The sequence below is a fragment of the Paenibacillus sp. J2R1T-4 genome (assembly GCF_059692235.1).
Map to the genome: position 1 here is coordinate 410853 of NZ_JCAUBA010000003.1, position 21216 is coordinate 432068.

The 21216-nt window shown below is 47.1% G+C and carries 19 protein-coding genes; 3 read left to right on the forward strand and 16 right to left on the reverse strand.

The features are described from left to right. Positions 1-175: 175 nt before the first annotated feature. The gene (gene pepV / locus AC58QD_RS08580; protein WP_497332050.1) at positions 176-1600 is read right to left on the reverse strand and encodes a dipeptidase PepV; all 1425 of its coding nucleotides are present in this window, start codon (positions 1598-1600) and stop codon (positions 176-178) included. Positions 1601-1617: 17 nt separating this feature from the next. After that, on the reverse strand, positions 1618-3294 hold the full coding sequence (locus AC58QD_RS08585; RefSeq protein ID WP_497332052.1) for a hypothetical protein: 1677 nt from the start codon (positions 3292-3294) through the stop codon (positions 1618-1620). 221 nt (positions 3295-3515) lie between these two features. On the opposite strand from AC58QD_RS08585, the gene AC58QD_RS08590 reads away from it, so the two are divergent. The 3 genes from AC58QD_RS08590 to AC58QD_RS08600 all read left to right on the forward strand — a co-directional run bounded on the left by AC58QD_RS08590 (position 3516) and on the right by AC58QD_RS08600 (position 6176). Then, positions 3516-4586: a M42 family metallopeptidase gene (locus tag AC58QD_RS08590; protein ID WP_497332054.1), complete on the forward strand. Its 1071-nt coding sequence runs from the start codon at positions 3516-3518 to the stop codon at positions 4584-4586. A 934-nt stretch (positions 4587-5520) separates the two neighbouring features. Then, positions 5521-5874 (forward strand): hypothetical protein, encoded by a 354-nt coding sequence (locus AC58QD_RS08595; protein WP_497332056.1) that lies wholly within the window; start codon positions 5521-5523, stop codon positions 5872-5874. After that, the gene (locus tag AC58QD_RS08600; RefSeq protein ID WP_497332058.1) at positions 5871-6176 is read left to right on the forward strand and encodes a CD3324 family protein; all 306 of its coding nucleotides are present in this window, start codon (positions 5871-5873) and stop codon (positions 6174-6176) included. Before AC58QD_RS08595 ends, AC58QD_RS08600 begins: the two co-directional genes overlap by 4 nt. Positions 6177-6342: 166 nt before the next feature. On the opposite strand, the gene AC58QD_RS08605 is transcribed toward AC58QD_RS08600, so the two are convergent. The 14 genes from AC58QD_RS08605 to AC58QD_RS08670 form a co-directional block, all read right to left on the reverse strand. Next, positions 6343-7602: an MFS transporter gene (locus AC58QD_RS08605; protein WP_497332182.1), complete on the reverse strand. Its 1260-nt coding sequence runs from the start codon at positions 7600-7602 to the stop codon at positions 6343-6345. A 301-nt stretch (positions 7603-7903) separates the two neighbouring features. Next, entirely contained in the window at positions 7904-8320 is a 417-nt protein-coding gene (locus AC58QD_RS08610) for a hypothetical protein (RefSeq protein WP_497332060.1), read from the reverse strand. 138 nt (positions 8321-8458) lie between these two features. Then, positions 8459-9832: a DJ-1/PfpI family protein gene (locus AC58QD_RS08615; protein ID WP_497332062.1), complete on the reverse strand. Its 1374-nt coding sequence runs from the start codon at positions 9830-9832 to the stop codon at positions 8459-8461. 114 nt (positions 9833-9946) lie between these two features. After that, on the reverse strand, positions 9947-10264 hold the full coding sequence (locus AC58QD_RS08620) for a metal-sensitive transcriptional regulator (RefSeq protein ID WP_497332064.1): 318 nt from the start codon (positions 10262-10264) through the stop codon (positions 9947-9949). 51 nt (positions 10265-10315) lie between these two features. Beyond that, positions 10316-12112 carry an ABC transporter ATP-binding protein gene (locus tag AC58QD_RS08625; RefSeq protein ID WP_497332066.1) on the reverse strand — a complete coding sequence of 599 codons (1797 nt, stop codon included), beginning with the start codon at positions 12110-12112 and terminating at the stop codon, positions 10316-10318. A 233-nt stretch (positions 12113-12345) separates the two neighbouring features. Continuing rightward, on the reverse strand, positions 12346-12573 hold the full coding sequence (locus AC58QD_RS08630) for a cation transporter (protein ID WP_497332068.1): 228 nt from the start codon (positions 12571-12573) through the stop codon (positions 12346-12348). Positions 12574-12621: 48 nt separating this feature from the next. After that, the gene (locus AC58QD_RS08635) at positions 12622-12801 is read right to left on the reverse strand and encodes a DUF8832 domain-containing protein (RefSeq protein WP_497332070.1); all 180 of its coding nucleotides are present in this window, start codon (positions 12799-12801) and stop codon (positions 12622-12624) included. Then, positions 12779-13432, reverse strand: coding sequence for a DUF8832 domain-containing protein (locus AC58QD_RS08640; RefSeq protein ID WP_497332072.1), 654 nt, complete (start codon positions 13430-13432; stop codon positions 12779-12781). Before AC58QD_RS08640 ends, AC58QD_RS08635 begins: the two co-directional genes overlap by 23 nt. Then, a complete protein-coding gene (locus tag AC58QD_RS08645; protein WP_497332074.1) occupies positions 13425-15905 on the reverse strand; it encodes an FtsX-like permease family protein in 2481 nt (826 codons plus the stop codon). The genes AC58QD_RS08640 and AC58QD_RS08645 overlap by 8 nt, the downstream gene beginning before the upstream one ends. Beyond that, positions 15902-16585: an ABC transporter ATP-binding protein gene (locus AC58QD_RS08650; RefSeq protein ID WP_497332076.1), complete on the reverse strand. Its 684-nt coding sequence runs from the start codon at positions 16583-16585 to the stop codon at positions 15902-15904. The genes AC58QD_RS08645 and AC58QD_RS08650 overlap by 4 nt, the downstream gene beginning before the upstream one ends. A 206-nt stretch (positions 16586-16791) precedes the next feature. Then, the gene (locus AC58QD_RS08655; protein WP_497332078.1) at positions 16792-17439 is read right to left on the reverse strand and encodes a response regulator; all 648 of its coding nucleotides are present in this window, start codon (positions 17437-17439) and stop codon (positions 16792-16794) included. After that, on the reverse strand, positions 17420-19852 hold the full coding sequence (locus AC58QD_RS08660) for a sensor histidine kinase (protein WP_497332080.1): 2433 nt from the start codon (positions 19850-19852) through the stop codon (positions 17420-17422). Before AC58QD_RS08660 ends, AC58QD_RS08655 begins: the two co-directional genes overlap by 20 nt. A 307-nt stretch (positions 19853-20159) precedes the next feature. Then, positions 20160-20657: a DinB family protein gene (locus AC58QD_RS08665; RefSeq protein WP_497332184.1), complete on the reverse strand. Its 498-nt coding sequence runs from the start codon at positions 20655-20657 to the stop codon at positions 20160-20162. Between the two features lie 29 nt (positions 20658-20686). Beyond that, positions 20687-21058, reverse strand: a complete 372-nt coding sequence (locus AC58QD_RS08670; protein ID WP_497332082.1) for an iron chaperone — start codon at positions 21056-21058, stop codon at positions 20687-20689. Positions 21059-21216: the final 158 nt, after the last annotated feature.

Below are 21216 nucleotides of genomic sequence, written 5' to 3' on the forward strand. Positions count from 1 at the left end.
AAATCCGTAAGATGGTCATACCATAATATACATCTACTACTATAAGGGGAGATTAGACTTTTGTAAATTACTTGTTCGAAATTTTTTTGCAAGCAATAAGCCCTCAACCTAATGGTTGAGGGCTTATTGCTTGCAGCTATCGTCAGTAATCATCAAAATCAATCGGGTTTCATACTCAGGCTTCGCTCTCTTCGGCTCCAATCAGCTCAAAAATCGCCTGCGTACATATCTCTCCGTGCAGCATCATTTCATCAATAACGATGAATTCATCGGGTTGATGCGCTCTTGTATCGGTTCCGCGGAAGCCTGCCCCGAAGGCGACTCCTCTGTTCTGGAGCTTCCGAGCGTAGGTGCCTCCGCCTATCGAGAGCAGCTCTGCCTTCTCCCCCATTACCGTTTCGTAAGCGCGGCTGAGCTTCTTGATCAAGCTCTGGTCAGGCGGTACAAACAGCGGAGCCAGATAGGCCATTACTTCTATCTCCACCCCAACACTCGCTGCTTTCTGCCTAAGCTTTGCGATCACCGCCTCGCCATCCACCGTAACGGGATACCGAATGTTCAACAGGACCTCCGCATTGTTCTCGTCCACACGGATCTGAGCGAGATTCACTGTGAGCTTCCCGTGCACCGGATCGCTGCACGCCAATTCCAGCGATTCTCCGAAAGCCTCAAATCCGATTGCGGTTCGAATGAAACGCAGAAATGGTTCCTCCGATTCCGACTCATCGCCATTGACCGCGTGTAAGAACTCCAGCATATGGGAGATCGCATTAATTCCCGACGGCGGGTAGGAGCCATGCCCGCTTTTACCCACAGCTGTAATCTCAACCTGACCCGCTTCCGTGGCGGTGACCCTAATATTCGAATTCCCCTCTGCGAGTTGGACCATTCGCTCTAGCTCGTCGGATTCACCACTCGCGGCAGCGAGTACGGTACGGCAGTGCTCCGGTACGACGTTGGGGGCCACTCCGCCAACAATCTCCTGGAGCCGTCGCTGCTTCTCATTCCTGTCAGAGCGCGTTCGATACATACGGATTACGTAATAGCCTTTCTCCGCATTGATGATCGGATAAGCGGCATCAGGTGTGAAGGCGTAATCCGGATTGGGCTCCTTGGCAAAATAATGGTCCATATCCGTCATGCCATTCTCTTCGTTGGTACCAAAAATGATTCGAACCCGCTTCTTGGGTAAGATTCCAAGATCTTTGATCGCTTTCAGTGCATATAAGGCAATAACTGCGGGCCCCTTATTGTCGGACGCCCCCCTGCCATATATACGGCCAGCATCGATTTGCGCACCTAAAGGCTCATACGTCCAACCGCTGCCAACAGGTACGGTATCAAGATGAACGAGAACGGCTACAAGCTCGTCTCCGCTGCCATATTCTACATGACCTGCATAACCGTCCACATTCGCGGTACGAAAGCCCATAGCAGCCCCCAAATCAAGCATGTAACGCAGAGCCTGATCTATTCCTTCACCGTAGGGCTTCCCAGGCAGCTCTTCGGAGCATACACTGCGAATTTGGATTAAAGCTTGAATATGTTCAATAATTTCTGGTTCATATTCTCGTATCGCGCATCCTATCGTAGCAGTCAATGGTCTCTCCACTTCCTTTATTGGTCGAACCCTCGAACCCTTATAGTCACATCAGTCGGGGTGACGTAATTCATCGTGACGTTGAGCGCGTCCCGATTCACTTTCTCGTTGCGCATGGAGACGTCTTTATGCTCCTTGGCTCCAGAGGATATCAGAATGCAGTCTCCCTCGCGGGAAAATACGGCATCCCCTCTTACCAACTGCTTGATATGAGGAGCGGCATCTTCCAGCCCCTCACCCGAAACCTCGCCGGTTGGATCGAACATACAGACTGTCTGCAAATAAATGCCAGGTATTGTTGTTGATCGTATACTTACATCTACGCCATCATCCAACAGGTCGATCTCCACGGTCAGCTTCAGGTATTGTATGTTTGTTTTTTCACGGAGATGGTTTGGCATATTCACATAAATACCGTTCTTATCTGCTATATGTTCTTTGGGTAGAGGATTGAAATAACAGCCTTCCAGCTCAATATCCATGCTGTACCGATGCTCACCCGTCTGTCTGATCGCAGGAAATGCTACACCGCCTATACCGAACCATCCAGCTGCCAGCTTAAGGCCGTACATGCGCGCTTTACCATACTGTACGTACAAAACCTCCGGTTGAGCGGCCATAACCGTAATGCTCAGCTTCCCCCTGCGGTGACGAAGAACAGACGCGCCATGCGGATGCCGTACAAGCTTGCCAAGATAAGGGATGTTCCGTGGAACCGGCACTTCGTTGTTCTCCCCAAGCAGAACGGTGTAATTGTCTGATAAAGGTGGAACATGATCCGGAAGCCGCATAGACTCCGGATACAGCATCCAGTGGATAAGCGCGCTTGCACCCTTCGGAGAGGTCTCTTCTGTCAATTTCGCCATGGAGGCGAACACAGGGTTGTTGTCCAATGATGCCATCAAGTGATAGATCACATAATACCAGTCGTTCATCATCATCGTTTGGCCTAGATCTTGACGGCCGGAATACTCAGTTGCAACAGAAAGATCTGGGTGCAGCATATATTGCATCATGCCGAGATTTTTGCGAATCGCTTCGAATGCGGGCTCATAGGCGAATATGGAGCCTACATCGTACAGATGAATGGCACAGGCTCCGTTATAGATAGCGTTGCTTCGCTCCGTCCATTCCCCGTACTCGGTCATATCGAAGCCTTCCTCAAGGAATTGGAACGCCCGTTCTTTATACGCTGCATCTCCGAATATTTCATACATCTTGGCCAATGCGCCAGCCATGACCCAACGATGATTAGGTGTATGGATCCCTCCAGTAAGCAGGCAAGGACGTGCTCTCTCCATGAACAAATACAAGCCGTCCTGAATCTCGCGAATTTGCTCGAGTCCTGAACGTTCTGCCACCTGATAGACGAGTGACACCAAGTGGGTCATAAAAGCAGTATCTGGAGGAGAGTCAATATTACAATTCACAAGTGAAATACAGCCGCTTTCCAGCTGCGTCAACAGGAATTGGCTAACCGACTCTTTCATTAGTCCATCCAGACCAGTATCCAGATAATAACGGGATTCGGGATGACAATATAAGGGCACGGTCATGGTAAGCAGGCCCAAGCCTAGTTGATCAGTTTCCCGTCCCTCAGCCAAATCAGTCCTGCGCTTCTCCAGGTATTGCTCAAGCCGTTCTTCCTGCAGGTGAATAAGTTCTTTTAAAGGGTCGTGAAGGATCGTATTCATAGGTTCATCTCCTGTGATTTATGGTTCTGTCAGGGCATATCTCAAGGAAAGTATAATACAGCCTGTAAGCGTTTTATATCACTTTATCTTGACCTTTTATTAGTTTTCTTGACATGCAATCTTCCGTTTTTCTCTATGTTGACAAGCCCGGATTTCACATATATTTTTATAGGAGTTGCGTAGCTTTCTTACTACCCATTTCCCTTTGAAGGAGCGTTACGATGCATAATGAAACCTTAGAGCTGTTTAGAACATTGACTGAGCTGCCCGGTGCATCCGGGTTCGAGCATGAGGTGCGCCGATACGTCCGCGGACAGTTGGAGCAGATCACTTCTGAGATTGTCCAGGATCGATTGGGCAGTATCTTCGGGGTACTGCGTGGTGATGAGAGCGGTCCAACAGTTTTGGTAAATGGACATATGGACGAAGTGGGCTTTATGGTAACTGTAATTCTCGACAACGGTATGATTCGTTTCCAGGCGTTAGGCGGTTGGTGGAATCAGGTGCTGCTCTCACAGCGGGTACATATTATCACTCGAAAAGGCCCTATCATCGGCGTCATCGGCTCCACCCCCCGTCACCTGCTCGGTGATGCGGCCAGCAAGCCAGTCGAAATCTCGAATATGTTCATCGATATAGGCGCAGATAGCCGTGAGCATGCCCTCGAGATGGGTGTGCTTCCTGGTTTGTCGATCGTGCCGGTCTGCCCTTTCACTCCGCTTGCCGACGGCAAGAAAATATTAGCGAAGGCTTGGGACAACAGGTTCGGTGTCGGGCTTGCCATCGAGCTTCTCAAGGAACTCAAAACTGCCAAGCTGCCGAATATTGTGTACTCTGGTGCAACGGTCCAGGAGGAAGTCGGGATGCGCGGTGCACAGACTGCCGCAGGACTGATCAATCCCGACATCTGTTACACCCTTGATGCCGGTCCTGCTAACGACACCAGCGGCGATAAGCATGCATTCGGCCAGATCGGCAAAGGCACCGTCGTCCGCATTCTCGACAGCTCCATTGTTACGAATCGCACCTTGGTCGAATTCATAGTCGATATAGCAGAAACTAACAAAATTCCTTTTCAATACTTCATTTCTCCCGGAGCAACTGATGCCGGCCGCGTCCAACTGCATGGGAGAGGCGTTCCGACGGCTGCTCTGGGCATCTGTGCCCGGTATATCCATACATCCGGTTCTATGATCCATACCGACGACTATGCAGCAGCCAAAGAGCTGTTAACCAAGCTTGTGCTGGCTTCGGACAAGACGACGTTGGACACGATCACTCGTTTTGCGTAGCTTCCGTTAGGCGCGCAGGAGGGCAGGAAGGTGGGCTACAACCGCTGTTGTACTTGAATTCTTTTGATTATATTTTATGGTGAGGATTCAAGTACAAAGGCGGACGCTTTCGCTTTTCCGCTCCACCTTCCTGCCCTCAATCTGTTCGACGTTTCTTTTGTGAGTTACGTTCTTAACCATCCTGCAGCTTTGTTTTTCAGGGAATTCATCGTTGAGTCGATATTGCACGTTCAACCTTCTGCGTCAACTCTAAAGCGGATTTTCCGCTCTACAGCAATCTTTCAACCTTCTCAGTCACCTCTAAAGCGGATTTTCCGCTCTACAGTAATCTTTCAGGCCTCTCAGTCGCCTCTAAAGCGGATTTTCCGCTCTAATTTTAAAATTTAGGCTCTGTTATCATACATTGTTGATTTTTGACAAAAGAAATACCGCCCATTAAAATGATGTGACCCCAAACTGCCCGTTCAGCAAAAGAAAAGGGATCCGACTGCACGGCGCCGATGATCCCTTTTAAGTAACGTTCCCGTTAGCCATCCATGCATTCTTCGAGATTTAATTACTGATACACGGCAACCCTACTCCCATAATCAAAAGCTCAATTACTCTGTGCAATTTCTAAAGAAATGGATCTTTCCTGAAGACAGCCAAGCAAGTCCACAAGTAAAAGCATTCGTTCTAGAAGATCATGGAGAAATAAGCGGATTCATGGCTGTAGAAATTCGCGCTGGAATACGGCATTAAACAAGGTTTACATGAGCATCTTGCCGGCTTAGTGGAAAAATGCTCGAGAGTCATAGAAAAGCTCGGTGGCGACAGTTTATTTATTTTTGCTCATACTCAGTTCGGTCAGATTTGCAATCCTGAAATAATTACGTTCGAACAACTAGGATTCCGCTACTCAGATCAATACATGCGTGTTTCGACGCGGCTATTTATGAATGATTGGAAAGCCCCGGAGGAATTGGATACATCACGAATTCAGGTGGAGGACCGGCTGCAACTGAAGGATATTCATGTGATCATGCTAAATGATGATGTTGGGCCCGACGCAAGTATTTTCAACTTCCAATACTCGCCTAGGTTTCAGCCGAATACCGTATTACTTTCCATTCGTAATGAAAAAGATGAAGTGATGGCCATCGCATATTATAAAGTTCAAAAACTCAGAAAAGATCAGGATTTGTTTTCTACGGCAGCATTTAATCTCCACTTTCGCCCGAAGTTTCTATTGTCGCATCAGCAATTCCAATTTCTTTTCCTTATCCAAGAAGCTGGTACCAGAAAATGAAAAGGTATAAAAATGCCCGAGACATCCTACCCGAGGAATTAATTCGAGAAATTCAGAAATATGTTAGAGGCGAACATCTATACATCCCACAGACCGAGCGTACGCAATGGGGGAAAAATTCCGGAGCACGGGAGCAATTGGTGAACAGAAACCGAGAAATTTACCAAGAATATATGGATGGATTTAGTGCTGTTAACAAAGATCATAAATATGTGGAGTATCCTGATGCAAACCATTTTTTATTCATGAATAAATCGAATGAAATAAAAGACGAGCTTATTAATTATTTCATTTCCATTTGAATGCATAACCTGCTCTTGGAAACCTACATCTTCAATTTTTAGGTATTATTAAACATCGCCCGTTAAGTACACAAAGGCAGCCGATCGATTCTTGCCGGCTGCCTTTGTGTATTTATTCCGCTATCGTTCCGTTAGCTGAATCATAATAACACGCAGCGTTTTGTATTCAATGATGGAACCCGGCTGCAGAGGCAGCGATACGGGCGGATGCTTTATGTCGCAGCAGCGGCAGGACGCCGACCGCTCCTATCAGGAACAAGCCTGCTGCAATCCAATAGAGAACGGTCAACGGAAGGCTCGTTTTCAGCATGCCTACAATGCTCATGTTAAGAACCATTCCCCCTATAAAGAGCGGGTTCAGAATCCCGCTGACCCTGCCAACGAAGGCTTCCTCCGCATGACTCATGATCATGGTCTGACAGGCGATATGTATGAATGGCACCATGAGTCCGGAACAGAATTGTGCTATTAGCGCAAGCCCACTCGAGTTGGTCGAGCCGATGACAGCCACCGACACGCTGTTGAAGATGAATCCCACCAGTAGCATGGCTCGGGGCGGCATGCGCTTGGACAGCCCCATAACAAGCATACCACCGAGAATCATGCCGATTCCATTTATTGCCGTAAACCATTGTAAATGCTCTGCCGTTAAGCCCAGGTGTTCGGTTACCACAAAGATGCCGAGCGGATTAATCAAACCGAGGGCCAGACCCGCAGCCAGAAAGAAGCTGCCCATGTAAAGAAAAACTTTGTTCGCCATAACATAATGCAGGCCTGATTTGATATCCTGCACAAGTCCGGCCGGCTGTGCTAGCTGAGTGTTCCGATCTTGCGGCAGGGTTGTTAGAACTGCAGCAGAGAGCAGAAAGCAAATGCCTATAATAACGACCGCCGTCTCGATGTCGAAGCGGAAAAACACGATAGAGCCCAGCATCGGACCCAGAATCATGAATACGGCCTGAATGGTCTGGTACATCGACATTCCCATCTGGATCTGGGATTCCGGTACGTGGAGCTTGAACAGCTTCATGCCGGCCGGCTGCGAGAACTGAGATAGAATCGACGAAACCAGCGTCGCGAAAAAGATGGCTTGCCATCCGCCGTAAATCAGGGCAAGCAAGACTATGAACACGGAAGCTGCGCTCAGAAGATCGCACCACACCATGGTGCGCTTGGGCTTCCAACGGTCGGCGAACGCGCCCCCGATGAAGGAGAAGATGAAGATCGGCGCGAATTCGGCGACGGATATGAGCGAAATGGCGATTGGATCTTTATCCGTCTGTTCCGTTACAAAGAGCAGGATCGCAAAATTACGAATCCAGATGCCGAGCTGTAAAAACACGGCGGAGAGCAGAATGGAACGGATGAAGCGATTTGAAAAAAACGAGAGTTTGTCTGGAACTGATGAAGCTTCTGCATGTGACATGGACAACTACACCTTTCTTATCGAATTGATTTGTTAGGCTTATTGTATAGGGTATCCGCTCATGCCAACCCGCAAGTTTTAAGCACAGACGCGCAAGTTTTTGCGGTAGGCACGCAAGCTTGAGCTTCCTCAGCGGCTTATAGGTGGACAAACAAAGAAAAGGCTGCCGATCATCGGCAGCCTTTCTGTCAACGGTCCCAAAGTTTTAGCAATTTTTGGAGCTTCATATTGAAAAGCAATGTCATTTAAGTTTTCAATTTCGACCTTAAGGATCTTCATATTAATAGTTTCTGAATTGATTCTACAATTTGAAGGAATTGATTCCCTGCCTCAAGAGAAACCAGATCACATATGCTCCGATAACAACGTCCACGGCAGCGCAGAACAACGGGTACCATTCTGGAATACCATGGTTAAGAAATAACTGATCGTGCACGACATCGAACACTGCATGCACTATGTAGAGGATGCCGATGATAATAGCTGACATCTGCACACGGAATATCAGGCACGCCACTCCTCCGATGATGAAAGGCATTCCGAACAACAACTCCATTACGGCCGCGGGGTAGTCCGCATCGACGAGGGCGAAGGTTGCATAAATGAGGGGGAGCAAGATCACGGTGGCAGAATAGAGCCAACTTTCGCCGTGAACTTTGCGGGTGAGTACTATCAACGCGATACCGAGCAATAATCCAACAAGTACTTCTATAAACATTATGAAGTTGTCTCCCTTCAATCATGTGGGTCAGGATTTTGCCTACGTTCGTTGCCGCACCCCCAAGAACACCTTGGATAAAAAAGGAATATAACAACTGTCTATTTTCATGGAAGTGAAACAAGCTAAGATTTCGACTTATGAATGTGCTAATGATTGACGCCCTGTCTCAACTTTTCGAATGAATCGTCTATCAATATAGAAAGCAGTAAGCAATGCAGTTAAACTAATCAAAACTGGTATACAGAAAGCTTCATAGGAAAACGGTTTACCTTCGAAGTTTAGATTGGTCGCACGGTATTCCAATCGCTTGGCACCATATTTAGCGGTTAGGACGTCCTCCTGCTTCGCTAAATCTTCAAGTGGAGCATCAAACATAAATCTGTCAGCGGAGCCGCTGTGAATGAACTCAGGCACCACGTTGTAACCCTCTGCGTTCCACTGCTTGACTTCTTCCGCAGCTAAAGACTGCGCCTCTACTCCCGGAACGAACATTCGATCTAGCTTCGGCGCATTCGACATTTGATATCGGGTGACCAGGTTAAGGTGATACTTCGTAACGATAGGCTGCTTGGCGTCTGAGATGGTGTAAACCTTTGTTGTTCCAGAAGTGGCATAAGTATCAAAAATCGTCGTAAGTGCTCCGTCATCCATCCCGTTATACAACAATACCCCTGCGCTTTTTTTGTTCCATTGGAATGCTTGGTTGAACGAATAAATCAATTCGGTTCGATCAACATAATAAGGGTCTACCTTCGGATTTTTTACGAAATAATAAGAAGGGTAATTCATCTCTTTCGCTAATTTCTCCGCCATAGGTTCGCCTAATTGCTGTGAGATCACATAGAGGACGGCATCTATTCCTGAAGTGAGCGCTGCTGAAGCGACGATGTTCCCGTCTGCGACATAACGCACATCCCTTCTCCATTTTGTTTCAGGATATTTATTGATATCATGATAATCAAAACTTTTCCAGTCGGTAGTTGCTTCTTTCCCATTTAATAAACCTGTATCGGCCAGATTCAACCCTCCAGCGCAAATGCTTAACAACTTCGTATCAGAATGTTTTTGTATCCATTCCCGGACAGGTTTATACTTTGCTTCGTCAACCATAGGCATGGCCGGGATCACAATAAGGTCGGGACTTTTTCCTAATAATCGATCCAGTTCATCAAAAGAATAGTGCGGCATCAGATCCAAACCGCCAGAGAGTGTTTTCATGTTTTTGTCCGGGGCAACTGCATATACGTTATAAGACTCAGTCATCGCAAACATTTCATACGGAACCATAAAATCAAACACTTCTGTCGTCGGATTGGATAAAATGACAGCTACTGTAGGTTTTTTCGGATTATGTTCAGGCACGCTCACGCCTTGTAAAGCAGGCATTGGTGTTTGCCGAGTGGGATACCAATATTCCTGATTGGAGCGAATATACCCAAACGCACCGATCCCTCCGAAAAATATAACGAACGTCATTACATAGACAACTACACGTAATAATAACTTCATCTTTGATTCTCCTCTGACCAATTTTTTTTGTATTTGCTTCCTTAAGTAAAACTATAATTCATCTCTGTGAACTCTTGTAATGCTCCGTTTCCCGACGTTGTAGCCCTGGTTTATTCATCTCATCCATTTATTTACGGTTATTAGCATTTCGTTAATGACATCGAGGTCCCCGGATTGTATTCGTTCTACTATACAGCTCTTCATATGGCTCTCAATCAGCTGCTTCCCAATTCCGTTGAGTGCAGCTTGGATAGCCGCAATCTGATTTAGGATATCATCGCAATGATTGTCCTTTTCAATCATTCCCTTGATCCCACGAATCTGACCCTCGATACGGTTAAGTCGTCCAACCAGCTTAACTTTTTGGCCTTCGGATTGATGACTCTCCCGTTCAGTAACAGTACGCGAACGTTCTTGTTGTTCTGTCGTCATTACTTCCACATCCGATCCTTCGAAACTAATAGAAACCTTGGACATGAATCATTAATCTTGTCCGGACGCCAATATGAATTCCGGTTCGGGCACCGGGAACATGAGAGCCTCGGGATACTGGTTGGCATACAATTCTTTGTAATAGCCGTTTCGTTCCAGTAAGCTTCTATGGTCGCCGCTCTCGACGATTTTTCCGTTTTTCATAACGAAAATCGTATCGGCATCCAACACGGTGGAGAGACGATGTGCCACCATGATAATCGTTTTATCCCGCCCGATCTGATGAATGGATTGCTGCACGAGCTTTTCGCTCTCGTTATCCAATGCGCTTGTCGCTTCATCCAATAGAATCAGTGCCGGATTCTTTAAAAAGACGCGGGCAAGCGCAATCCGCTGCTTTTGGCCGCCGGACAGCTTGATTCCCCTTTCGCCGATTTCCGTGTCATAACCATTGGATAACGAGCTGATGAAATCGTGCGCGAAAGCCTTTTTCGCCGCTGCAACGATCTCCTCGTCCGTCGCCTCGAGCTTTGCCATTCTGATGTTATCTTTCACCGACGAACTGTACAGAAAGCTGTCCTGTGTAACAATTCCAATATGCTCCCTAAGACTCGATAGCGAATAATCCTTGATGTTCACTTCATCGATCAGTACTTCCCCGCGGTCCGCGTCGTACATTCGCGTCAATAGCTGCAATACCGTACTCTTCCCGCCGCCGCTGCCTCCGACGAAGGCATAGGTCTTGCCTCGTTCGATTCGGAACGATACATCCTTGAGAACATCGTCATGACCGTTATAGGAGAAAGAAACGTGCTGAAAACGGATGGAATTCGTAAACTTACTTAGCTGAACGGGCTGATCGATTTCTTTGATGGACGACGGAGTGCCGAAGAAATCAAACACCCTCTGTAGCGCAACACTTCCTTCGGCGATTGTCGGTAAGGCTTGAACGAGAGCGGTAATCGGACTTTTCATTCTATCGACATATGCAAAGAAAGCAATCAGGCTTCCAAGGGTCAAGCTGCCGTCTATGACGAATAAACTGCCGACGGCTACGACGATAAAAGGAGTCACATCGCTTAGAACGTTCACGCAAGCTAATGAAGTCGCATTGATGACGGCTTGCTTATCCGTAATATGTTCGTATTGCTCCAAGTGCCGATCCAGCTCTTCTTCAACCTTTTTTTCCGAGGAGAACAGCTTCGACAAGAAGGAGCCTTGGATTTTCTCCATAATAAAGCCGGTCAAAATAGTACGATAGCTCATCATGTGACGCGTAGTTCGCTTTAACCTCTTGGAGAGAATGTGGGCAAGTAGAAATTGAATGCCGGTGAGAAGGACGGCCAGCAGCGTCAATTGCAAGTTTAACGTAAGCATCGCGCCGATGACGAAGATCAATACGATGGTTTCAATCCAGACGTTGGAGAAAACAGCCGTCATGAAGCCTCTAATTTTTTCGATTTCGTCGAAAAACCGGGTTCCGATTTCCCCGCTTTTGTTCTCAGCGAAATACTTGGCATCAAGGGAACGCACTTTATGGAACGCATCTTTACGAAGGGCCTTGATAATATTGTTATTGCCCTTGTTCATGAAAAACTGTCTCACGTATTCCATAGGCGCACGAATCAGGAAAAATACGGTGATCATGATGCCGACAATGAACAGTAATTGTTCAAGCTTTTCCGTTCGGGATAAAGTGTTGTTTTGCAGCAAGTCATCGAACAGGAATTTAAAAACCAAAGGGATAGAGAGCGGAATCAAGAACCGAAATAAACTGCCGACAAATCCTAAAATATAAAACTTCTTTTCTTTATTCGCATATGGCAATAAATGTCTGAATGCACTCATTCGAAAAACTCCTTTACCTTTTTTTATAAGCTCTTCGTCAAAAGTACCTTCATCATCTGAGATCATCTTATCCCGATTAGAGAACCTTTAGCGCGCAAACAATGAACGCCGCGACGCAAAAGATTGCGGTCTGCACGCAAAACATGATCCTACCTATGAAAAAATCCCCTCGTCCAGCAACTCTATTATGACTTGTCAATGTCCTTCCGATAGCTGGCTAGAGGGGATATCCATCACTTATTAGATTTGAATGTTCTTATTCCAGTTACTTCGTAGCCTTGCTCTTCAATCGCAGCTTGGATCGCTTCCAGAGAGAGCTTACTCGGATCGTACTGTATGGTCACCGACCCTGAAGCTAAATCGACGGTTGCGGTCGCATCAAGTTTAAATAAAGCACCCGAGACCGTGATTACACAATGATTGCAACTCATGCCTTGTACACCCAATGTAACGGTTTGCATTACTGCATTTCACCTCCTCTATAGGGTATATGGAACCATACGAACTCTTTATGGGACATTCACAACAAAGGCTGCAGTAAACACTTGATTGTCCCTTTGAAATTGTCCCCAAATCTTGTAGATTCCGCTCTTCGGAAACGATGTCTCGAATACTGCATCCGGTCCCGTTCCCTGCCCCTCTTCGGCATGAACGTGCAAATATCGCTCACCGTCTTCCGTCAAGATCACAACGTGACCGATCGCGCCCAAATAAGGCTGCAGGTCGGTAATCGGTCCGCTGGTTCTCATCCGTGAAGGAAAACTTAAGCGTCAGCTCTTTGTTCGCCGCCAATTGATCGATGGCAAGCTCTACCCGTTTCCTATCGATAGTCTTGACCAGACTCGTATCCGGGACGATCGGGATGGGCTTCGCGCTCTCTCCCTTGATCCGAACCCATTCCATCTTCGTCATGGCATCGGCTTCAGCCGGTTTGAAATCGGCTATCAGCCTGTATTCGCCGCCCAGTGGAAAATCGTTCTCAATCTCGAACACGCCACCGCCTTTATAATCCGGATGGATGTGATTAAAATAGGATAAATCTTTGCTCACGACCATCAAATGCAGCAGTTTCTCGTGATTGACCTCAAAATCTTCGATCCGCCCGCTGTCCTTTTTCTTGATCTCGACCCGGATCAGCTTTTTCATGCCGGATCCGGACGCTTGATCGTCATCAAGCGTCCAGACTGCTTGCACATCATCCGATAAAATTCTCGTGATGACGGCTGTCATGGTTTCGTTCTCCCACGAAGGTTTGGTTCCGCATGCGGATAACAGCAGGATCGTGATCATCATGAGAAAAATCAAGGGCCTTTTATTCATATCGCAACGCCTCGCTTAATCGGGTTTTCGCGGCTCTGGATGCCGGCGAGAAGCTGGAAACCAAGCTTACCAATATGCCGAACATTCCGATGCACAGGACAATAATCCAAGAAACTCCAAATTGGTAAGTCAAGGAACGGATCTCAACGAATGTTGAGGTGATATAAACCAATAGGATTCCAAAGCTGCACCCCCCCACGGCGGCTGCCAGTCCGATGCCGAAGCCTTCCAGTATGATCATCCGGATCACTTGCCTGCGCGTAACCCCAACTGCTCTCATCATTCCAAGCTCGCGAATCCGCTCCATAATATTGATAAACAGCGTGTTCGTAATCCCCATGCCTGAAATGACGATCGATACAATGACAAGACCGTTGATGACATTGAAGGTCCCTGCGTAGCTGGAACCGACCATTGAGACTATATCTTCAGGACCGAACATATCCTCGATCCTCTCGCCGAATCTGCCGAAAATATTTTCCCTCATTTGCAGCGGGGAGGTAACCGGGTCATTGAGCACCAATGCGTTCTTCGCGTATTTGATCCCGAAGTTTTCGCTGAAGGCATCTTCCTTCATGAAGGCTCCGTAGCCGCCGTTTTTCATTGTGCTGACAACGGCCGCGACTTTGAAGGAGCGTTTGCCCTGCAACGTCACGAGCTCGATGCTTTCACCGAGCTTGCCGCCCCAAGCCGCATAGGCGATTTTATCCAAAATGATTTCATCGCGGTTCAGCCGGCCCAACAACTCGCTGCGCGATGCGCCCGAACCCGCGAATAACGGGAACCGATCGATCCATTCTCCAACACCGAATACGGGGAGCTTGCGCTGCTGGCCGTTCAAGGTCCAAATGGCGGAATACAGCGAGTACATCCTTGCGTCGGCCACGCCCGGAGTTTTCTTCAGTAGTTCCATATCTGTCTTCTCGGTGTGATGAAAGTGGATATCCAGGTTGCCGCCGTAAGAGGAATAGACGGTTTTTTCATAAGACTGAATAAATGCCGAGCTCATCGAGCTCATCAGAACGACCATGGCGATGCCCCAACAAAGGATTACGGAGGTCATCGAAGTGCGTCCCAAGTTCCGCTTCAAATTGCTTTCAGCCATGTGACCGCTGAATCCGAATAGCTTCCGATAGAACGGCCGCAGAAGAACATTGAGCATGTTGAACAGGAACGGATAGACGAACGCCACTCCAAGCATTAAAGGCACGATCAGGAGCAAATGCTTGATAAAGAAGCTGGAAACGATAAGCAGCACCCCAGCGGCAACCTGCCACTTACGTGTAAACGCCGTCTCGGTACGTTTGGGTCTCAACACCTCAATCACGTTGGTCCTGCCGACTTGGCGAATCGGAATCAGGGCGGCGACGAACGGAACCAGCAGTCCGGCCAATACGGAAACCGCAATGCCTTTGATCAGCAGCATGCTGCCTTCGTCATAGATGCTGAATACCATGTAGATCGCTTTTGTTAAGAGAGTGCCGAATCCATATCCGAGCAATAAGCCGGCGGCCGTTCCCGCGATCGACAGCAGCAATACTTCAACAGTGACAAACCCCCGTAATTGCTCAGGTAAATACCCGATCGTCTTGAGAACGGCAAATTCCTGTTTCCGCTCTTTGACGCTTACGTACAAACTGTTGAAAATGATAAACCCGCTGAGAGCAATACCCAAAAATCCGGCTAAATACAGGGCCATAAAGAAGGTTCCTGATTCGCTGACGGAACCGAAATCGACCGAAACAGGCTGCATGTACATGTTTCCGTAACGCTTTACAAGCTCATTCACTTGCTGCTCTACCGCATTCCGGTCAGATTCATGAACGGACTTGATGTGAACATTTTGAATTTTTCCATTCAACCCGAACCATTCCTGCAATACGGAGAGCGGCACGGCTGCCGCCCAATGATGGTACTTCGCCATTCCCCAGCTGGAAGGCCCCATAAGCTCAACCGTGTACTTGACTATGGCCGATACTTGGATACTTTTGATCCCCTGATCCGTATCGAAGGAAAGCGTATCTCCCACGTCGGCATTCCACGCCTTTGCCGATCGGTCCGTAATGACGGCGCCGCCCGACGTCAAGCTTCCTTTGATCACGCTGAAGTTCGTAAGCGGCGTATCCAGTCTCGAGTAACCGCTCAGTTCCACCCTTTTTTGGATGGCGGAAATCCCTTCTTGTTCTACATGCAGTTTCGTATTTTGCTTCAACACGGCGACAGATGCCGTACTGCTCATGTTTTCGACGTCTTTGTATACATCTTCCGGCATATAAGCTTCCGTACCGGAGATGAGATAATCTGCTTTGCCGAAGGCCGCTTTCAAATACAACGGAAATGTTTTCTTGACGGTATCGACGGAAGCGGTAACCGCGAATGTGGAGGCAACTCCGATGACAATCGATAAAAACGTGAGCACGGTCCGCAGCTTACGGCGCATTAAGTTCCGCCATGCGATCTGCCAAATATTCAATGCCGGTCCCCCCCATCTTGCACGACTTCCCCGTCACGGATCATAATGATACGATCCGCTGTTTGTGCAGCTTTCCGATCATGCGTCACCATCACGACGGTGATGCCTTCTTCCTTGTTCAAACTCGACAGAAGCTTCAGAACTCCTTCTCCGTTCGTTTGGTCTAGATTTCCCGTCGGCTCATCCGCCAAAATAAGTTCAGGCTTCATTGCAAGGGCTCTTGCGATCGCAACGCGCTGCTGCTGCCCTCCGCTTAGCTGTGACGGGAAGTGCGCCGCTTTGCCCTTCAGATTGACGTCTTCAAGCAGTTGATTGACTCTCGTTGCGATCTCCGTCGCCGGTGCCTTATTGGCAGACAAAGAGAGGCCGACGTTCTCCGCCACGGTCATCACAGGAAGCAGCTGATAATTTTGGAACACGAAACCTACTCTCGTTCTGCGAAACAATGTCCTTTGTTTCTCGTCCAGATCGTTCAATCGAACTCCATCGACTGTGACATCTCCCGAGGTAGGAAGGTCGAGACCGCCGATCAGTTGCAGCAGCGTGCTCTTTCCCGAACCGCTGGGGCCCATGATGGCAATGAATTCCCCTTTTTTGATGTGAATATTGTTCTCCTTCAGGGCGGTGTAATTCCCCGCTTCCAAGGCAAACACTTTAGATACTTTGTTCAGCTTGATCATGGCAATATCGTCCTCTCCATTGATTTGTTCTTTTTTGTCAATTGGTCTGAAGCTATTCTAATGCGGAAACAAACTTGCAAACGCGCAAATGATGAATAGGAGGCCGCAAATATTTGCGTTCTACGCGCAAAAGCTGCGGCTACGCCGGACCAAACAAAAAGGCCGGCATAAAAAAAAAGACCGGTTTCTCCGGCCTTTCACACTGGTTAATATAAATCTTCCGCTGGAAGTATGCCTAAGCTCTTGGCTTTTTTGATGACGTCAACCCGAGAGCTAACATGAAGCTTTTGGAAAATTTCAGTCAAATTATACTCCAATGATCGTTGGCTGATCATCAAGGTTTTGGAAATCTCCTTATTGCTTCTCCCTTTCGCCAGTTCCCGTAACAGTTTTTCTTCATCGGGAGTAATCGTCGTTTTCTCGCTCTCCGTGTCTCCAAGTACAACAATTTCCTGGCGCCTTAGCTGCTTGAGCAGCTGCATCGGAATAATAGCCTCTTTCCTAGCAGCACAACGTATAGCCTGAATCAGTTGTTCTCGAGTGGACGTTTTGGCAATGAAACCGGAAACTCCAGATTCCATGAGCAAATTGAAATGAGGGGCGATATCAAATCCCGAGTAAATAAGGATGACGGCATCCGAGACGTAGTCAAGCACTTTGCGTGTCAGATCGGCTCCGTTGGTGTTCGGCATGTATAAATCAAAAAGCATCACGTCGAACTTCTTCAGGCGTATCAAATCAGGCACGCAATAAACATCCGTCTCTATCGTAACATTCATATCCGGTTCGGATTCGATCAGCATCTTTGTTCCTTCGACAACGGATCTATGATCGTCAACCAATAAGATTTCCATAGCGCTCACCTTTAAGTTGTGTAGTTATCGGAAGTGAAATCGTGACGTGAAACCCTTGTTGCGGAGCAGATTTCAATTCCACTTCCCCTTCCAAGCTAAGAACCCTCTTTTCGATTCCTGCAATGCCCATATTCTGAAATGAACCTTCAAAAACGGTTAAATCCATTCCGATGCCATCGTCCGAATAGGAAAAACGAATCTTCTCTTTCTCGCTTGTCAGTGACATGGTTACTTTATTTGCCCGGGAATGTTTTGTTGCATTGTTGAGTAATTCTTGAACAATCCTATAGACACCCAGAATTTGTTCCTCCGTTAACGTATACTCCAGTTGTTCGGCAGAGAATTCAATTTCATAGTTGGAAAACATTCGCGTATACGAGAAAAGACTCTTTACTGACTCCACTAGCCCCATTTTAAGGAGGAACGGGGGACGCAGCTCATTGCAAGTTATGCGAATCTGATGAATGGCATCCAAAAGCCCCTCTTCGATTTGCTTAAGCTCAAGGCGAGTTTCCTTAGCGAATGTAGCGGAAGAACGTAGTGATTCAAGCTTGCGATACCAGATAATCAAATCTTGCAGCACCGAATCATGCAAATCGCTGGAAAGCGAGGCCCTCTCCTTTTCCGATAAATTAAACAGCAATCGTAACATCCATTTTGGCGTTTCATTTTTCGCTACCATATCCTCAAGGCGTCTCATCAAATCTTCAATTAAGTGAAGGTTATCATACAGAATAGTGACATAATGAACGGCCGTTTCAAGCCATTCCTCCTCGATCTTAAGCATCGGGATATTCATGCAGATCCTTAAAAAGACCGGTTGCTGCTTCTCGCCGATTTTGATCCAGATGCCCCCCCTGCTGATGATATCGTGTTCATGTCCCCGAGGCACTTCTTCAATGGATACATCGGTGATATGCAGTACTGCCTTTACCTCGTCTATGAGCCTGTTCTCGAGTTCCGATACCTTCATGACGTTTGCGAGGTCATTAGAGAAGCGATTCAAACTCTGTTGGAGAGTTTTATACCGTTCTTCGCTTTGGATCAGCTCTCTCTCTTCTCTTTTCCGTTCCGTAATGTCCTTTACGATACCATGGATACCATGTAATTCATCGGAAAGGAAAATGGGGACAAATGTAATACTTACGATTTTCTCTCCTTGTTTGGACTTCATGATCCGGCATTCAATATCCCTCGACTCTTTCTGTTGGATGACATGGAATAGAGCTTCATACACAAACTCGTGATCCTCATCCATAATTAATCCCATAAAGCAACGATCGTACAAATTGTCGAATTGAATGCCGGTTATGTTTTCAAAAGATCGATTAGCATTGACAAAATAAAATCCGCTCAGATCGATAGAAAATACTCCATCCAAATTGTTTTCAAACAAAGACTTATACCTCTGCTCGCTTTCTTCGAGTGCCAGCTCGGAACGCTTCTTTTCGGTAACATCCATCAATATGGCGTCGAACCGCTCGACTGCTCCCGTATAATCCAAATATGGATGGATCGTCATTTTAATCCATTTGGTTTCTTCACCGTGGAGCAATCGAAATGTTTTAACGACGGGTATTCCCATATCAAGTTGGAACTTCACCTCATGCATGAGGGCAGCGTCATCGTCCGGGTGCATGTGTTTATGCATAATGATGGGACTTGCCATAATGTCTGTTTTGGACAAGCCAAACATCTTCCCGACACTGTCGGAACAGAAGGTTAAACGGGAAAAATCCTTGTCGGTTGACATCACTCCGGCGTTTATATTATCCAATATATTTTCCAGCAACTTCTCCGTCTGTTTCCGCTCGGTCACATCTCTGGCAACAGCCACAACATATTTAACATGACCTTCGCCGTCCAAAACTGGCTTTACCCGGGCCTCAATATGAACTGTATGACCTTGCGCGTGCACGAGCCGATACTCCAATTGCACAGGCAACTTCTTTCGGACAGCCTCAGCATGCAATCGGCGCACACGATCCCTGTCTTCGCGATGAATGACATGGAACGCGTCCATCCCGACGTAATCTTCAACATCGTACCCAACAAGCGACTTTATTGAAGGAGAGACATAGTGAACAATGGCTTCATTATCTACCAGAACAATCGTATCTAATGTATTCTCCGCTATGATTTGGTATTTCTCATCGGATTGCACGACGGGATTATATTTCAATACCACACTAAATGCAATTGTTTCATCAACATCGTTATAAATAGGGGTCTTTTCTTCTTCAAAATCGCCATTTTGGGATGTCAGCTTATATTCCGCTGCGTTTCCAAATAATTTCTGAAACTTGTCGTTCGCCCATATGATTTGATCATTTAGATCAAGGAAATATATTGGAACTGACATGTTCTTAAATAGCTGCTTGGCACTTTTAAGAGCATCATGAATTTGATCCATACAATTTGATTTCTCCTTGTAGAAGGATATCTAAACCAAGTGACTTTCTTTTAAGATTATTATACCTAACCCTGTATGGCTAAGCGCGCAAAAAAATAGCATGCCCCCGCAAATACTGAAGGGCTTTTCCCGATTAATTGAAATATGGGCGTTATGCCAACAATAGAATGGTGCTTTTCAAACTCTTGATCTAATGTTTTTTTTGGACTACACAGATATTCGACGACAATATAAACAGTCGCAGAGTACCGACGGTCATGCCGGTGCCCTGCGACTTTTTGGCGCGTATCGGATCGAGAAACTTAGTTCATTGGGCTTCCTTGTCGGCCGAGGGACCGTAGATGCCCGGCACCGGAATATCGAGAAGCCGCAAGTATACCCCGAGCTGCGCCCGGTGGTGGACCATGTGGCTTAATCCGAAGGTGCGGAGCGCGATCGCCCGCGGCTCGCGGAGGATTATATGGTCGCCGTGGCGCAGCGTCCATTCCTCGCCGAGCGTTTTCTCGTCGCATTCGGGAAGCAACTTTTCAAACTTGTCGACGTTCGCGTCGAAATCCTCCAGAACGTCAGCGCGTTTCTCCAAAGGCTCCCGCCGCAGCGGCACGGTCGAAAGATCGAACTCCGGGTACTGAATAATCGCGATTTGCCAGTTCAGCAGGTTGATCAGGTGCGTGGCCAGCCCGCCTAGCGTCATCGATTTCACGTGCGGCTTCCACGACATATGCTCCTCGGGCAAGCGTTCCAGAATGCGGCGCGTAGTGGCCAGTTCATGCGTTGCGTCGCCGACGATCAGTTGTTTGACCAATGGCAATGGCGAAGGATATCCTATTGTTTCTATTTCCGCCAAAAAGTTGAACAGTCTGCCTTATCCAAAATATTGAACTCGATCATTTTCTCAAGTAATGAGAAATCAAGCGGACTATCCCACTGGATACGTACCAACTCCTTGGTGTGATCATAGCCAGCCTGCACAATTTCATCAGAAAAATGATTAATCCCTGCCCTTTCAGGGGCAACAGCCAAATGATGTTTGGCTACGCTAAAGCCAATAATAAATGTTCCGTGATCGGTAAACATAGGCTGATTCCACGCAATTTTTGGCATTAAATTCGGAAATTTCTTAGTTACCCAACCCAAAATTTCTTCCGTTCGGGCCCGATGTTGCGGGTTATCAATACGCGCTAAATAGTCTACAAAAAGTTCCATGTTGTTCCCTCCTAAAATAAAATTATGTCATGCAGAGAAGTTCCTCAAACCCATACGTCGTTAAAACTACAAACTTTAATCTCATTTTATCATGAATATGAAGTTTTCGATGTCGTCAAAAAAAGGAGCGAACGGAATTCCGTTCGCTCCTTTTGACG